Below are 16747 nucleotides of genomic sequence, written 5' to 3'. Positions count from 1 at the left end.
GCCTTGTTATTCAGTTATTCCGCTTCTTCAATTGCGGACAAAGCTTTTGCAATATCAATTTCTTTATTCCGATAATCAGCATCATGAACTGGAAAATGCTGCCGCAATTCTGCTGTTTCCATCCACGAAACAGTCCCTTGTTTAATGCCAAAATCAAGAATGTGCCCACCAAATTGGTGATCCTCACTGATAAAGTGCAAATGAAACCCTGCGGCAGAGGCACCATGAAATAATTTAGGTGTAAAGAACCCTACAACTGTTCCCTGAATATTCTCCGCTGTAAATTCAGGTTGATTGCGTGCGGCTTCTACAAATGGCGGATACGGTTTTTCTTGTTTAGGTGCCACACGGACATGCATCTTCGCAAAAAGACCGCTAATTTTAATTGCCGCAAAAAAATTAGGACTAATTTTTTCTAAAATTTGTGCTTTAATATTTTCATCGGTTTCCGTTGATACAGGGAATGCGCCATCTTCTTGAAAACGAGTAACTGCGGCATATGGCGTTAATTCTTCGCCTTCTAGAATAGTAATTTCGCCAGTTTGATTTGCATGATACAATGTACCGTCCAATAAAATAATTTCGCCATTTGAGCCTTCTAATGTCCCAATTCCAAAATCACCTTGCGTGAGTAACGTACCAATTTCTGCCGTTCCTGCCATCAAACTTTCCATTAAACCGCCTAGCGTACCATGTTGATAAACATATTGTTCGCTCATTTTTCCATCTCCTAATAAAGTTGATCTGGTAACAATGTTTTACCTAATTCTTGATTATCTGAATAATCCACAGGAACATCAATAATCACTGGGCCTTCTGTTTGCATTCCTTCTTCTAAAGCTGCGGCAAATTCTGCTTGTGAATGAACTCGAACCCCTTTGGCTCCAAAAGCTTCAGCATACTTCACAAAATCAACTGGACCAAAATCTACGCCAGAGGATCGATTATATTTCATTTCTTCTTGGAATTTAACCATATCATAACTACCATCATTCCAAATAATATGCACGATATTTTGCTTTAAACGAACCGCTGTTTCTAATTCTTGCGCTGAAAATAGGAAACCGCCGTCCCCAGAAACAGAGATAATTTGTGTATTCGGACGAACCAGCGCAGCCGAGATTGCCCAAGGCAAAGCGACACCTAATGTTTGCATACCGTTACTAAATAATAAATGACGCGGTTCATAACTTCTAAAGTGGCGAGCCATCCAAATGTAGTGACTCCCTACGTCAACAGTAACTGTCATTTCATTCGTAGTTTTTTCTTGAAGCGTTTGAACAATTTCTAATGGATGTAATCGATTTTCAATTGTACTTGTTTTTACTTCTTTAATCGTTAATTTTTCTTGAAGCGTTTCTAAATAATCTTGCGCATCTTCTGTTAGTATTGGTTCACTAAATGCTTCTGATAATTTCAAAATATTTTTAGACATATCACCAATTAGCTCTTCTTCCGGTTGCATATATTGGTCAATTTCCATTTGAACTTCATCAATGACAATAACGCGCGCATCTTTTTCTGCGTTCCAATTACGTGCTTCATATTCAATTGGATCATAACCAATCGCAATCACTAAATCACTTCTTTTTAACAAACGATCCCCAGGTTGGTTTCGAAATAAACCAACACGCCCAAAGAAATGTTCTTCTAATTCTTTTGAAATAATTCCTGCTCCTTGGAACGTTTCCACGACTGGCAAACCAGTTATAGCAACCAATTCACGAATGGCTGCGGTAACTTTTCGTGCAGAGGCCCGCATTCCTAAAAGTAAAACAGGTAACTTCGCTTGCTTGATTCGTTCAGCTAAAGCTGCGATTGTTTCTGCTGATGCATGGCCCAGTTTCGGAGCCGACAAAGGCTTAATTGCTTCGCCTGTCACCGGACTATCTGTGACATCTTGTGGGATCGATAAGAATGTTGCACCTTTTTTCGCTGTTTTGGCGATACGGTAAGCATTGGCAATATTTTCAGATAATGTTTCTGGATCTTGAATTTCTGTACTGAATTTTGTTATTGGACTAAATAATGCAGCATTATTCATGCTTTGGTGAGTTAATTTTGACAAATCGGACCGTTTCACCTGTCCAGCCAATGCTAAAACAGGGTCCCCTTCTGCAGTCGCAGTTACTAACCCAGTTGCTAAATTGCTGGCACCAGGTCCACTAGTTGCAATAACTAAGCCAGGCTCTCCCGTCAAACGACCAATCCCTTGTGCCATAAAGGCTGCATTTTGTTCATGTCGAGCTAAAATTAATTCTGGACCTTTGTCAACTAATGCATCAAAAACTCCATCAATTTTTGCACCGGGAATCCCAAAAATATAGGGCACTTCGTGATTGATTAAACTTTCTACTATGATATCTGATCCTTTTTTACTCACTGTTATACCTCCAATTAAAATCTGTACTAATTACAAATACAAAAATACCACTAAAATTCTAATTAATCAACAATGAAACACCTTGAAAACGTGTAATATACTAATTCGCATATTTTAATAGAATTGAGATATTTCAAAAGATTAAGCAAAAATAATGCAAAATACCTTAAAGTTTTATAGTCTTTCAACAATTATTATATACTTCTTCACTAAAAATTAGTAAGATTAACCTATAAGAAAAAAATCACAACCTGTGATAAATTATTGGAGGAAAAATATGTCAAAAGGGAAGAAAATTTTTGCCATTATCTTTGGAATTATCTTGGTTCTATTTCTTGCAGTTGTTGGAATGGGAGCAAAACTTTATTGGGATGTTTCTAAATCAATGGATAAAACCTATGAAACAGTAGAACGATCTAAAAAAAGTCAGGTCAATTTAAACAATAAGGAGCCTTTTTCTGTTTTATTATTAGGGATTGATACAGGCGATGATGGGCGTGTCGAGCAAGGTCGTTCGGATACAACAATTGTTGCAACAGTTAATCCTCGTGACAAGCAAACAACCTTAGTCAGTCTTGCTCGCGATACCTATGTTGATATTCCAGGTCAAGGAAAACAAGATAAATTGAATCACGCCTATGCTTTTGGTGGCGCATCTTTAGCAATGGACACAGTTGAAAACTATTTAAATATACCTATTAATCATTATGTTTCAATTAATATGGCTGGTTTAAAAGAATTAGTCAACGCGGTTGGCGGAATCGAAGTGAACAATAATCTGACTTTTTCTCAAGACGGATATGATTTTACGATTGGTAAAATTTCATTGGATGGTGAACAAGCACTCTCCTATTCAAGAATGCGTTACGAAGATCCTAATGGTGACTACGGCCGCCAAGAACGTCAAAGAAAAGTGATTGAAGGCATCGTCCAAAAAGTCTTAAGTCTTAATAGCGTGAGCAACTATCAAGAAATTTTAACAGCTGTTTCTGATAATATGAAGACAGATTTAAGTTTTGATGACATGAAAAAAATTGCCTTAGATTATCGTAGTGCCTTTGGTAAAGTGAAACAAGACCAACTTCAAGGTACTGGTTTTATGCAAGATGGAGTTTCCTACCAACGTGTGGATGAACAAGAATTAAATCGTGTCCAACAAGAGTTGAAAAATCAATTGAATAACTAAGTAAAAGCATGTACCAGACAATAAAATACGTCTGATACATGCTTTTAAAATCTTAAATCGAACTATCCTTACTCAAAAATCAATTCGTAGTATTTTCCAATGATTTATTCCGTATAACACTAGTATGCTTACTAAACAATAAAATAATTCATCCATCGTTCCTGAACCCATCCCTAAAAATGTTAAAATGTAAAAAGGAGACTGCAAAAGAACGACCCATCCGATAGTTGATGCTCCAATATTTATTAAAATAGGAACAATCATCACAAAAACTAAATTAAAGATCGTTAAAGTCACTCCCTGTATATGAAAGAATAAATACATTGTTATACCTAAAACTAAGTAGAATAACGGCAACAATATATAAGAAGCTAATAGGACAGTCAACACTTTCCATGAAACAGCTACTGAAAGAACCATGCTTAAAAGAGCACAAACACCGATTAATAAAAATCCTGCTAACAAGCCCAAACATAGTCCACAAATCAACAGCGAGAACAAATAAAGATGGCGACCTTGCCTCGTTTTAAAATAATAATCACTAATTCGTGAGCCTTGATCGTCAACAACAAAGGACACTACTAAAATCGGTAATAGCAAGCTGTTAATAAAATTCATCGCACTGATATAATCATTTACATCAAACATATCGCCAAAAAAATAATTTAAAAATGGTGGAACTAACCCTAAAATGGCAAACATAATGAGATAGCTTCCAGAAAACCAAAAAATTCTGCGCTGAATATCTTGTTTTAACACAGCTTTTACTTTCATCTCTTACTCCCCTTCTACTAATGAAAAATAAACATCTTCTAAATTTAGTGCATGTTTTTTCATTTCTAATGGAATGATGTCGTTTAAAACCAACTCTTTCAAGAACAACGGATAATCTGCTTCCGAAATTAACCAAAGAGGATGTCTTTGTTCTACGCCATCAAAAAGAGCACTAATTTCACTCACTTTGTCTTCGTTTTCTTCATCAAAGGTAAATTGATAGACTGATACTTCTTTTCCTAAAGTGACTGTTTGAATAATTGCTCCATTTTTAATAAAATACGCTCGATCGCACAACTTATCTAGATCCCCTAAAATATGACTGGAAATGACAATCCCTATATGTAACTCTTTTGCTAAGTGCTTTAGTGTCTGAATGGTCGCTTGTACGCCATCTGGATCTAAACCGTTCATTGGTTCATCTAAAATAAGCAGCTCATTTTTGTTAATTAAAGCTAACGCCATTCCTAAGCGCTGCTTCATACCTAAAGAAAAATCTTTGACTTTCTTTTTCCCATAATCTTTCATATCAAATAGTGATTCCACGTAATCAACTGAATAACTCTCTTTTGAAAGAGCACGAAAATAATTAAGATTTTCTCTTGCTGTTCTATTTGGAAAATATTTAGGTCCATCAATTAAAACACCAATCCGTTCTTGTCCAACGACTTTACCTTGAAAATTAACAATTAACCCACTCATGATTTTCATTGTAGTCGTTTTACCTGCACCATTTGGACCAATTAAACCTACAATTTCACCTGGTTCTACAGTAATTGAAATATTTGTTAGAATTTCTTTTTTATCAATGGTTTTTGAAATATTTTCTAATTGCATTAGCAACACTCCTTAACTACAATTTTTTTCAGCCTTTAGTTCGTAATAGCAAAACAAGCCAATCCCTATTAATTTAACACTAATTACTACCATACCAAATGCAACCATTACTACCCGCTCCTTTCTATACTTTCAATTACTAGCATAGCAAGAAAAATAATCATTTTTTAGTGTAAAAAAATCCGCTATTTGGAAAAAAAATAAAAGAAACAGCGCCGGCAATTATCCTTCAGCGCTGTTTCTAAACTGACTAAAATTGTCTGTTAGCCAATGTTGCTTTTGTAAGTAAACAAAATTAATAGTAGTCGATATGTTATTAATTTAAAATGTAAAGCTCGCAAAAAAGTAGCTTTATTTATCATTGCAATGGGTTATTTTATAAAGAATTTTCTCTAAATTCCGCCAGTTGCGTTCTGTTGGTATATTTTTCATCAGTAATAAAGTCGTTCCTTTTGTATCAAAATAATAGTTAGAAATCACTAAATCGACTTCAGATGCATCTACTTCATAATCATAAAAAGCCAAGGGATAAGCTTTACCAAAATAATTTTTTATTTTATTCATCAACCATAATCGATGAGTATGATGTAAATCGTCTGCAATTAAAATCTTAAGGGGCGTCAATTTCTTTAACAACAAATCATAATAATCTAAAACATAGTAATAGTTTAAGAAAAGTTGTTCCCAATTTTTTAAAATTTCTTTGACCTCTTTTGTTGCCTGCTCTTGCAAATCTCGATGAAAGTTCTCCATCAGTTGGGCTATTTCCGTATTTTGTCTTTTAATTTCATTAATATAAGACTGATTAAAAAATAAATCAGTATTACCGAAAAAGAATTGACTTCGCTCGTGGAATGCCACAAAGTTAAAAATTAATTCAGAATCTGACAAATCCAATTGAAATTGATAGTCTTTTTGCGTGAGGTTATTTAATAGCAATACAGCTTGGTAAGACGTAGTATGATGCAATTTATGTGCTAATGCATGACTAACTTCATAGCGAGGATTACCATCAATCACTCCAAACGAGTAGATAATTCGATATATAAAATAGATCTCTTCTTCAGGCAGCGATAAGTTACACTTCTTCAGCCACATTTTTACTAAAGGAAAAGCTTTATCAGAATCAGCTACCTGTTTAATTTCATCTAAAAGTTCCACTCTTTTTTGTGGTGCACGTTCTAATACAATTGCTAGCCAGTAAGAAAAAATTCGTTTCGGCAAACGTAACAATTCAATATCGTATACCTCTTCAAATTGTTCAATATATTGTTCAATCAACTTTTCAGAAATCGTGAATGGCCAGTCACCTGTACGTGAAGATTGCCAATAAAAATAATAATAAAAAGAACGACTCATGCTTTCTTGATTCTCTAGTTCTAAAGAGAACGTATGAAAGGTCATTTGATATCTTTTAAAATATTTTACTAATAATTTGGCATACCGAAAAACAGTCGAAACACTTGTAAATTGCGCATCTGCATAGTCTTCTAAATTTCTGTCTGGGTATTTGTACATATAATCAATCAAATTGAAATTATAAGATTGACGATAGTAATGCAAGTAAACATTATAGATAGGAAAATTAGCATCTTTATACATATAAAATCGTTGATTATTTTCATTTTTCAGTACAATTTTCCCATTAAATTGTTTAAAAATGTCTGATAATTCTTCTACATACAATAGAATAGATTTTGAAGAAACATTCAGTAAGTCTTTTAAATCTGCAATGGTTCGCCACTTGTTTTTTTCTAAGAGATAGTTAAATAGACGAATTTTCTTTTGAGAAGATTTCGTTAAAAATGTATGCACTTTATCAACCTCCTGTATTTCTAAATTTTTATAAATAACTTAGTCATATTAATTATACGACTTTCTTTTTGCAAGAGGTAAATTTTTGCCCCCAAAAAAACAGGTGCTAAAGAAGTTCCTTAGCACCTGTGCTTGATTTCAATTGATTCAATTATTAAGTCATGTTTAACGGAAATTTTATCTAGCTTTAAATAGGGGCATCTTCTAAGTTCCAAACTAATTGACCTTGATAGCTACCCGCGACATCGCTTGGAACTAAAGTTAATTCAAGTGTATTTGCTAAATTCAACATTTGACTTCCACTGCCACTAGCAATAGTTTGTTCGACGTCATTAATCGGTGTCCGTTTGCCCTCTTTAATAAAGCTTAAACCTTTTGACAATGTTTGATTATTTTGATTTTTCATCATTTGTTGCATTTTAACTTTGACTTTCCATTGACTTTTATCCAACTGGCTTTCATCAGTGATAGCCAGTTCTGCTTCTTGTGGCAACTTGACATAGCTATCTTTTACAGGGATTTCTAGTTGTCCAAAAGAAAGAAAGTCAGGTAATTTTAATTGCGGCCCCTTTTCCAGACTGACTATCTTTTTTTCATTATTTGAAACTTGTCCAGTTTCATTCATTGCGTAAAATTCAACTTCTTGGTCAAGCCAATTATCTGGTATCTTCATTTTCACTTGATCGTCAACAGTCTCTGGTGCTGTTGGATACTCTTTTACTAATTGTTCCTCTCCACCGAAACGTGCCATTACGCGAATCGTTTTTCCTGCTTCGTGTTTTAAAGAATACGCCACCTCAGCTTCTTTAGTAAAGCGAGAAACCGGTATTACCTCTCCTGAATTTTTCAATTGAAATTCCAAATTTTTACGATACCGATGAACGATTGTTTGTTCTTCTTGTTTAAACGTTCCTTGATCTTGTTCCACTGGATTTTTAACTGGATAATATCCAGGGATTTCAGGATACTCAGATGATACATCAAATGCTTGTGTTAAAATACCTGGCTGACTCATTGGCTCTTTCAATGGTTGATTATTTTCGTCGACAAAAAGAAGATTCACTTTGCTGTTATAATTCACTTTCAACATGCCTTCGGTCGCTTGATTAAACACTTTATCTCTATTGGTGGCCTTTGTTTGGATTGTATAAGGTAATGTCAGATTTCCTTCTGTATCAATGAAACGATTATCGACTGCTGGGGCATCTTCACGCCATTTCACGGCGACTGTATAAAGTAAAGTCGTGGCAGTTAACCGGCTATCTTGTGGTTGTAAGGCAGTCAATACTAATTCTTCGCCTTGCATCTCTTGTGAGAACAAAGCCGTTACATCTTCACCATTAAAGTTTTGAATGTTGATATTACCTGGCTCGTATTGCTGTGATTGCAAGAGATTTGTTAAGTTAAAACGTACTTCTAAATTACTTAATTTACGATCCTCTGCAACATTCGGCATGATTTGTTGGGCCTTTAATTCACTAACAGGTTGCGGCTTCTCTAACGTTAAAGAATTTGCTAAGGCCCCGCCAAACTCAGGTTTTGCCACAAAGTCTGTACGATAAGGAATTTCTAATGGCTGATTGTTATTCCAATTTCGATAAATAAAGGTTAATTTTTCTTTTGGTCGAGTTAAAATTTGTAGCTGTTGCTTTTGACTATTGATGGCATCGGTTTCCGTTTCGTTATGATAAGTTACCCAATAACCACCACTTTCATCATTCCATGTTCTAGAAAAGTTATTCGTCGGTTTGCTCGCATATAGTAATTCCAAAGGGAAATATATACCAAAATAGTATTTTTTACTTAAATCATACGTATTAAAAGAGGTTTTTAATTGTATTGGTTGGTTTTCTTCGTCAAAAAATTCATACGTCACTTTTACATCTCCAAGGAGAGATAGTGTTAAGAAACGCTCTTTTTCAAAAAAGATTGTTCCCCCCGCACGACTTGGTAAATTTTTCAATATTGAAACTTTAACGCTGACTTTTTTGCCTTGATACCACCCCACATTACGAATCATGGCACTACCTATAGGAGAATTTTCATCAACTGTCAATTGACTACTGTTCGCATTGCCTTCAAGTGGAATAACTTCTGTTTCTGCCCCTGATTGCATAACAAAAGTATGGGAAGTCGGTGTATAGACACCTGGCAAGGCCTTAAAGTAACCATAATCAGACAATTTTGTGTTATTTGAAATTTTCTTGACTAACTCAGTTGCTTCACCAATTTGCGGTCCTAAAGCAAACCCAATCAACGTGATTATAAAAACGAATGAGGTTTTAGCAATCTTATTCATCTGCTTTCCATCCTTTCTTTCGTCTTCGAGCCACTACAAACAGGATGATGCTTATAAGAAGTAAACCGATAGTTAGTAATTCCAATTGCTGTTTTTCTCCCGTATTGGGTAAAAGTTGATTGATTAATCCTTTATCAGAGTTAATCGTTTCTCGATTGGGTTGTTTGGCTTCATTAACTGGGGTTATTTTTTCAAAAGGCACTACCTGATCCTTATAATTTTTCTGATAAAATGTTATGCCTACTTCGGAATCTACTTGCTGCGCATGTACACTATTAGCACTTGCTAAAAAAAAGAGTGCTAGCATGAACACAAGATACCCACTTCTTTTTTTCATTTTAAAGCCTCCCTATTTATGATTTATTTTGGCGTAGTTTTAAAATATAAATAAATAACGCCAAAATAATTAAGATACAGCTTCCTATCACAAAATACAGAAGAATATTCGAAGCAGGTCGGGTGATTTTGACTGCCTCCTCATTCAATTTTTCATCTTCACCTTTAATTTCAAACGCTTTTTTCAATGTCCACTTTTTACTGTTTTGATCTTCCAACTGAATCGTCAACTCATATAAACCTTTTTTTAAGGCTTCATCATTCCAACTAATTGGAAGTTCAAATTGACTACGTGGTGCCACAGAAATTTGTTTTGATAACTCACGAATTTTCTCACTTTTTCCTTTTTTAGTAACAAAGGCGTTCATTTTCAATTGGCTCATTAAAACTGGTTCTGGATTTTCAATTGTCGCGAACAGTGTTAAATAACCATTTTCTAAACCTGGTTTCACCTTTGTTAACTGAAATGCTGGTTCCATTTTTTTATTTTCAACAACAAGTTTTGCTCCGATTGTGTAAGCAAATTTATTCGTTAAACTAAATCCTTTTATTTCCTTCTCTTTTCCATCTGTTAATTCATAACAATAAAATCCACCTAAAATCGTTCCTTCAAAACCATTTTTAGGGACATTTAATTGAAATGAAACTTCTTTTGTTTCTTTTCCTTGTAATTCGACTGTTTGTGACGGCGAAATCAATTCTTCAAATGTAGGACTACCTAATAATTTTTTTCCATGTTGCGAATAGTCTAAAGCGCCATTTTTATTGGTCAGCCCATTATTTGCATCGACACGCACTTTAATCGGTTGATCACTTACATTTTTCAAGCGTAATTTAAACTCTTGTGTGCTTCCAGGGGAGACTTTCAAATCGTAATAACTGACGGAAGATTGCTGGTTTTCTGGTAAAATAGCTTCTGCTTCAAAATTAATCTGATTTTCCTCAGCAGAAGCCGGTGCAGACCACAGAACCAACCAGCTAACTAAACTAAGAAAAAAGATGGGAATAAAAGTTCCCCATCTTTTTAAAGTCTTACGCTGGCGCATCAGATAAACCCCATGTAATCGTTGCTGTGTAGGCTTGTGCTTCAACACCTGCACGTGGTACAAAAAGTTTTACATTTTCATTTTTACCTTTTTCCCCTTGGAATAAGGCAGCCCAGGCGCCTGCACCTTTGCCTTTTTCAGCTGACATTACTGGTTGTAGTGAATCATTTAGTGTTAAACTATTTGATGCAATTGTTGGTGCTTCTGATTGGTTACTTTCTGTAGTTACTTGACCATTTGCCAAGGTTAATTGTGCACCTTTTAAGACGTTTTGATTTGTTACACCTTTAAATTCTGATATGGATGCGGATAAAGCCCAGCCTTCTGCACCTCCACGAGTATCATTAACTTGGACAAATGGTTTTTCATTTTGTGCAAAGTAAGTGGCATCCCCTTGTTGGATTTCTTGTTCACCAAAGCTAATACTTGAAGCGTATGGGATTGATAACGCGCCTTCTGCGCCCGTAGCTGGATCTTCATCTGTATCGCCTGTTGGATCAACGACAGGTTTGACATCTTTCCCAGAACCTGCTTTTAAAGTTACATCAGCTTGCGTGTCTTGTAAGTTTGCTTCATTTGCATAAACTGCTTGTCCTGCAATACTTAATGTTAATGCACTTAATGCAACACTTGCTAAAATTTGTTTTTTCATTCTAAAATTCCTCCTAAAATTTCTTGGTCACTTGCGACCTGCTTTTATTTTTACATCATTTTGAAATTTTAGTAAGAGTAAAAAAATTCTTTGTTTTAGAAAAAAAGTAAAAGTGCGTTGTTATTTTTTTGAAAATATACAAAAAGAACGATACTATTTTTCAGCATCGTTCTTGTCTGTTTTTATTAACGTTCTTGTTTCACCGCTTCTAAAGCCGCTGTATTAATAATGTTCCAAGGTTTGTCAAACGCTGGTTGGAAGAAGAAGTCCGCATAGGCTAAGTCTTCAATCGTCATTTTGGCTTGAATCGCTAATGAAATAGCATTAATGTTTGCAGTTAAATCTGCTTTCGACATTAATTGAGCGCCTAAAATTTGTGTTGTTTCAGGATCATACACTAATTTAAACCAAGCTTTTTGTTTGTCTGGATTAAAGTCCATCAAGTAGTCTTCTACTACTGTCACCGCTTTTGTTTCTTTTCCTAATTTTTGAGCCATGACTTCGTTAATCCCTGTTGAAGCAAATTTATAATCAAAGACGGCCAAGCCAGAAGATCCTTGAACACCAGGGAAAGGTTTAACTGGTTCCTCTAGGTTTTTCACAGCAAAGCGACCTTGTTTACGAGCATTCGTTGCTAAGGCAATATTTACTTCTGTGTCTGCAGGATTGTATTTAATTAACGTAGCATCCCCTACTGCAAATACATCAGGCTCACTTGTCCGCATGTATTCATCCGTCTTGATTAGGCCATTCGGATGTAATTCTAAGGTACCTTTTAACCAAGCAGTGTTTGGACGGACACCAACCGCTACAACGACCAAATCAGCATTGTACGCATTTTTATCTGTAACGACTTTTTGCACACGACCGTCGCCTTCGTAACGTTCAACTGTTTCACCAGTTGCAATGGTAATGTTATTGGCTTCCATCTCTTCTGTTAAAACATCTGTAAATTCTTTATCTAGATACACCCCTAATGGACGATCTAAAATATCAATAACGGTAACCTTTTTACCGGCTTTTGCAAATGCTTCGGTAGCTTCAATCCCAATATAACCACTACCAATCACAACCACATTATTGACTTCTGGATCTACTGTTTTTTGTTTTAATTTAATGGCCCATTGACGACCACGCATCAAGTAAATATTATTCAAATCTTTACCTGGAATATCTAATTCAAATGGGACAGCTCCGGGACTGATGATTAATTTATCATAATTTTCAACACGTTCTTCACCTGACACTAAATCTTTCACTGTCACTTGATGTTCTTTTGGTTGAATCGCTGTAATTTCAGTATTAGAAAAGACATTCACACCACGACTCTCCATTTTTTCGCCAGTCATATAGCGAACAGAATTAACATCTTTCACTTTTCCTTCTAGGTACAACTGCATGCCACAAGACAAGAATGAGATAAAATCACCTTTCTCATACCATTGAATTTCTGCATCAGGATGAAGATTTAGTAATTCCTCTACCGCTTCATAACCTCCATGTGATGATCCTAAAACAATAACTTTCATCGCTCGTTCCTCCCATATAATATTATTTCTTACATAATAAAGAATATCATATATTCTCAAAAAATAACAAATAATATCCTCTTTTCCATTCTCAATTAAGTTCTTTAAATGAGAATAAAAAGGAGTATCCTCTGTATTTCGCCACTTTCAATTACTTTTTTTATTTACTAAAAAATAAAAAATACTAAATTCTCCGATACGATTGATAGGGACGCCCCACTTTTAAATAGCTATTTTTACTTTCTAAAAGGTTATTTTTTTCTAGAAACAACACATATTTACGAACAGAAACATGTGAAAGCTGACTCGCTTCTGATAATTCTTGAATCGTAAAATAGTCGGTAAATTCGTCTATTTTTTTTAACAATAATTGTAATGTTGCTTGTGTTAGTCCTTTTTCTAAGGACATGTTTTGAAGAGCTTGTTCATTTTTACGTGCGTTTGTCTGTGAAGAATGAAACAATTGGTCCACTTTTGTTTGCGAAAGCTCCTCCGTTTCCAGCGTGAATTGAGCAGCTTTTTTCTGATAGTTTTCGATACTTTGTTGAAATCGTTCAAAAGAGAAGGGTTTAACTAAATAGTCTAAAACGCCTAAATGTAAGCTTCGTTTAACGTTTTCCAACTCGTTGGCAGCCGTAATCAGGATGACTTCTGTATCAATTTTTTCATCTCTAATTGTTGCCAGATAGGTCAAGCCGTTGCCATCTTTCAAATGAACATCTAATAAAACAAGTGCTGGTTGTTTTTCTTTCGTTAGTTGTAGACCTTCAGCAATTGTTGCCGCCGCAAAAATAGTCGGTTGGTGAATTAATTTTTCAAGATATTTTTGATGTATATATGCAACCATAGGATCGTCTTCAATAATCAATAGGTTCATTTTCCTCTGCTCCTTCGTAATGAACATTTATGCGAATGACAAGCCAATTGTTTTGTTGGTTTTCCCAAGTCAATGTCGCTTCCGCATTCTCTAATAATCTTGCCAAATAAGAAGTGAAAAACTCTTGCTCAAAGCGTTCCAGTTGTTCTTTTGGATAAGCAAACGAATAAGTCGTCGTCAAACTTCCTGGCTGATAATCAATGGTTTCAATGATCTCTTCTGGTAACGTTTGCTCCATCAGGAAACGATGAATATAACGGTAGATAGCAATCAAATTTTGTGTATCTTCATCTCGTTTATTTGGTGGAATTTCTGGATAAATTTCAATAGCTAATTGTGTTTTAATTTCTGCAAACTTGATTCTTTCCCCACTTAAAAAACCTGCTAGAATAGGATTTCTGACCAAAATAGCTAAGCGCTGTGCAAATTCCTTTTCTGGTTTCAATAAATCGGCTAGATAATGTTTTAGCGCCTCATAATCTTCTAAATCGACTAAGCCATAAATGACATGCATCTTATTCATAAATTCGTGTGATTGACTTTGTAATGCCGAAGCATATGTTGTTGTGCTGACAAGCTGTTCTGCGACAATAAACGTTTCCGTCGCATTTTTCAGAAAGATAACATGCCCAATTGTTTTTTTACGGACATTAATCGGGGCGATTGAGACGAAATAATCCTGGCCATTTTGACGATAGAATTGCTCTGTTTTTGAATGTACGATTAATTTTTCAGGAGATAAAACCAATGCTGAAAGTTTCTTTCCTAGTAAATTTTCTTCACTATTTGTTATATTATGATACATTTTAGTTGCTTCAATATTTGCTAATAAAATATTTTTATCGGTATCAATCACAAGGATTGCGTCTTTCGTTTCCTCAAGCATGGCGTTTCGCTCTTCTAATAGACGAGCAATTTCTCTTGGCTCTAAATCGTGAAGTTGTTTTTTTAAATAATAAGAAACCACGATGGCTAATATAAAGCCAAAACCAACACTTAAAAGGACACTCACTGTGTAATCATTTTTTGTTCGTTCAATCAATTGTGAAAGCGAGGTCATTTTAATGCCCATTGCCACAACCCCAATTTGTTTTCCTTGATCATAGACTGGGACAAAACCTCGTAATGATTCTCCTAAACTCCCTTGACTAACAGATAAATGTTCTTCCCCTTTTAATGCTCGCACTTCATCGCCACCTTCAAAATGCTTACCTATTTTTTGGCGATCAGGATGTGTTAAACGAATCCCTTGCATATTCATAATCACGATAAAATCCAACTGATGGATTTCCCCTAAACGAACCGTATACGCTTCCAATTCATCTGAATAGTGATCATTCTTTAAGGCTTCAATAACATTCGGTTCAATAGCCAACTGTTCCCCGACGGCTAAAAGTGCTTGCTCTTGGTTTTTACGAACTTCTTTAATTGTTTGGACCGTCGTTACTCCGTAAAAGAAAGTAATCATAATAATTAATGTTGCAATAAAAATCACTGATAAGAAGCACCATAATTTCCCGCCACGCTTCATTCCATCCCTCTTTTCTCTTCAAATAAAGTATAGCATAGGAAGATTTGGTTAAAAAACTTTTCTTTAGTTAAATTAATTAAATAATCTACTCTACAGAAAACGTTTACATTATGATGAATATAGATTAAAGTTATAGGAGGAAATAGCATGGAAAAGAAATTGCACGCAACAGCTGCTAACGAAACAGATTGGCGCAACAAATTAACCAAAACGAGGATTGGTTCGGTTACGTTACCTGTTTATCTTGTAACAGCTAGCATTATTCTTGTTACGGCTCTATTAGAACAACTACCAGTCAATATGTTAGGTGGTTTTGCCGTAATTTTAACACTGGGTTGGTTACTTGGAACAATTGGTGGAAATATTCCTATTTTGAAACATTTTGGCGGTCCTGCAATTTTATCTTTATTAGTACCATCAATTATGGTCTTTTTCAATTTACTCAACCAGAATGTCTTAGACTCAACAGATATTTTAATGAAACAAGCAAACTTTCTCTATTTCTATATTGCTTGTTTAGTTTGTGGAAGTATCCTTGGAATGAACCGCAAAATTTTAGTCCAAGGTTTAATGCGCATGATTGTCCCGATGGCATTAGGAATGATTTTAGCAATGGGTGTTGGGACCCTTGTTGGAACGCTGTTAGGTCTCGGTTGGAAACATAGCCTTTTCTATATTGTCACTCCTGTTTTAGCTGGTGGAATCGGTGAAGGCATTCTTCCTTTATCCCTTGGTTATAGTGCCATTACTGGATTGCCAAGTGAACAATTAGTGGGGCAATTAATTCCCGCAACCATTATTGGTAATTTTTTTGCTATTATGTGTTCAGGTTTACTTAGTCGTTTAGGAGAAAAACGCCCTGAACTTTCTGGACAAGGTCAGTTGATTAAAATTACCAATTCAGATGATTTAAGTGATGCTTTAGAAGAAGACAAAGCACCAATTGATGTAAAATTAATGGGCGCTGGTGTTTTAATTGCATGTACCTTATTTATTACAGGCGGTTTATTGCAACACTTAACAGGCTTTCCTGGTCCTGTTTTGATGATTGTTGTCGCAGCCTTTTTAAAATACTTAAATGTAGTACCGAAAGAAACCCAACGCGGATCAAAACAGCTTTATAAATTTATCTCTGGCAATTTTACGTTCCCGTTAATGGTCGGCTTAGGTATGTTATATATTCCTTTAAAAGATGTCGTAGGAATGCTTAGCTGGCAATATTTTGTTGTGGTAATTAGTGTCGTTTTCACTGTTATTGCTACAGGATTTTTCGTTTCACGCTTCATGAATATGAATCCCGTCGAGGCTGCCATTGTCTCCGCTTGTCAGAGTGGTATGGGTGGGACTGGCGATGTGGCTATTTTAAGTACAGCCAATCGAATGAACTTAATGCCGTTTGCACAAGTTGCGACACGTTTAGGCGGTGCCATTACAGTAATAACAATGACTGCTATTTTTAGAATGCTTTTTTAACCATAAGTG

The 16747-nt window shown here is 35.3% G+C and carries 14 protein-coding genes; 2 read left to right on the top strand and 12 right to left on the bottom strand.

All coding sequences use genetic code 11. The features are described 5' to 3' along the window. Positions 1-14 precede the first annotated feature (14 nt). Positions 15-719 carry an acetolactate decarboxylase gene (budA, locus tag IGJ03_RS04790; RefSeq protein ID WP_002357922.1) on the bottom strand — a complete coding sequence of 235 codons (705 nt, stop codon included), beginning with the start codon at positions 717-719 and terminating at the stop codon, positions 15-17. Positions 720-730: 11 nt separating this feature from the next. Next, positions 731-2383, bottom strand: a complete 1653-nt coding sequence (alsS, locus tag IGJ03_RS04785) for an acetolactate synthase AlsS (RefSeq protein WP_002357923.1) — start codon at positions 2381-2383, stop codon at positions 731-733. Between the two features lie 277 nt (positions 2384-2660). Between alsS and IGJ03_RS04780 the strand changes: the two genes are divergently transcribed. Then, positions 2661-3569 carry an LCP family glycopolymer transferase gene (locus IGJ03_RS04780; protein WP_002390119.1) on the top strand — a complete coding sequence of 303 codons (909 nt, stop codon included), beginning with the start codon at positions 2661-2663 and terminating at the stop codon, positions 3567-3569. A 72-nt stretch (positions 3570-3641) separates the two neighbouring features. Here the strand turns inward: IGJ03_RS04780 and IGJ03_RS04775 are convergent, their stop codons facing one another. The 10 genes from IGJ03_RS04775 to IGJ03_RS04730 all read right to left on the bottom strand — a co-directional run bounded on the left by IGJ03_RS04775 (position 3642) and on the right by IGJ03_RS04730 (position 15265). After that, positions 3642-4343 (bottom strand): hypothetical protein, encoded by a 702-nt coding sequence (locus IGJ03_RS04775; protein ID WP_002377775.1) that lies wholly within the window; start codon positions 4341-4343, stop codon positions 3642-3644. Between the two features lie 3 nt (positions 4344-4346). Then, positions 4347-5180, bottom strand: a complete 834-nt coding sequence (locus IGJ03_RS04770; protein WP_104866614.1) for an ABC transporter ATP-binding protein — start codon at positions 5178-5180, stop codon at positions 4347-4349. 351 nt (positions 5181-5531) lie between these two features. Then, complete coding sequence (locus IGJ03_RS04765; RefSeq protein WP_173950640.1) at positions 5532-6995, bottom strand: helix-turn-helix domain-containing protein; 1464 nt, start codon at positions 6993-6995, stop codon at positions 5532-5534. Positions 6996-7182: 187 nt separating this feature from the next. Then, positions 7183-9294 carry a MucBP domain-containing protein gene (locus IGJ03_RS04760; RefSeq protein ID WP_375804689.1) on the bottom strand — a complete coding sequence of 704 codons (2112 nt, stop codon included), beginning with the start codon at positions 9292-9294 and terminating at the stop codon, positions 7183-7185. Beyond that, a complete protein-coding gene (locus IGJ03_RS04755; RefSeq protein ID WP_002366500.1) occupies positions 9287-9631 on the bottom strand; it encodes an LPXTG cell wall anchor domain-containing protein in 345 nt (114 codons plus the stop codon). The genes IGJ03_RS04760 and IGJ03_RS04755 overlap by 8 nt, the downstream gene beginning before the upstream one ends. Before the next feature lie 16 nt (positions 9632-9647). Continuing rightward, entirely contained in the window at positions 9648-10676 is a 1029-nt protein-coding gene (locus IGJ03_RS04750; RefSeq protein WP_002390112.1) for a DUF916 and DUF3324 domain-containing protein, read from the bottom strand. Then, positions 10663-11328 (bottom strand): WxL domain-containing protein, encoded by a 666-nt coding sequence (locus tag IGJ03_RS04745; RefSeq protein WP_002366498.1) that lies wholly within the window; start codon positions 11326-11328, stop codon positions 10663-10665. Before IGJ03_RS04745 ends, IGJ03_RS04750 begins: the two co-directional genes overlap by 14 nt. A gap of 185 nt (positions 11329-11513) precedes the next feature. Further along, complete coding sequence (locus IGJ03_RS04740) at positions 11514-12857, bottom strand: NADH peroxidase (protein ID WP_438711082.1); 1344 nt, start codon at positions 12855-12857, stop codon at positions 11514-11516. Between the two features lie 184 nt (positions 12858-13041). After that, positions 13042-13734 (bottom strand): response regulator, encoded by a 693-nt coding sequence (locus IGJ03_RS04735; protein ID WP_104866610.1) that lies wholly within the window; start codon positions 13732-13734, stop codon positions 13042-13044. Continuing rightward, positions 13715-15265 carry a Spo0B domain-containing protein gene (locus IGJ03_RS04730; protein WP_375804688.1) on the bottom strand — a complete coding sequence of 517 codons (1551 nt, stop codon included), beginning with the start codon at positions 15263-15265 and terminating at the stop codon, positions 13715-13717. The genes IGJ03_RS04735 and IGJ03_RS04730 overlap by 20 nt, the downstream gene beginning before the upstream one ends. 147 nt (positions 15266-15412) lie before the next feature. Here IGJ03_RS04730 and IGJ03_RS04725 point away from each other — a divergent pair, with 147 nt between their 5' ends. Next, positions 15413-16738: a 2-hydroxycarboxylate transporter family protein gene (locus IGJ03_RS04725; RefSeq protein ID WP_375804687.1), complete on the top strand. Its 1326-nt coding sequence runs from the start codon at positions 15413-15415 to the stop codon at positions 16736-16738. Positions 16739-16747: the final 9 nt, after the last annotated feature.

This window comes from Enterococcus sp. DIV1315a (assembly GCF_051712325.1).
GTDB classification, from domain to species: Bacteria; Bacillota; Bacilli; order Lactobacillales; family Enterococcaceae; genus Enterococcus; species Enterococcus faecalis.
Note: the sequence above shows the minus strand (reverse complement) of the source record. Positions and strands in the feature narration are given on the sequence as shown.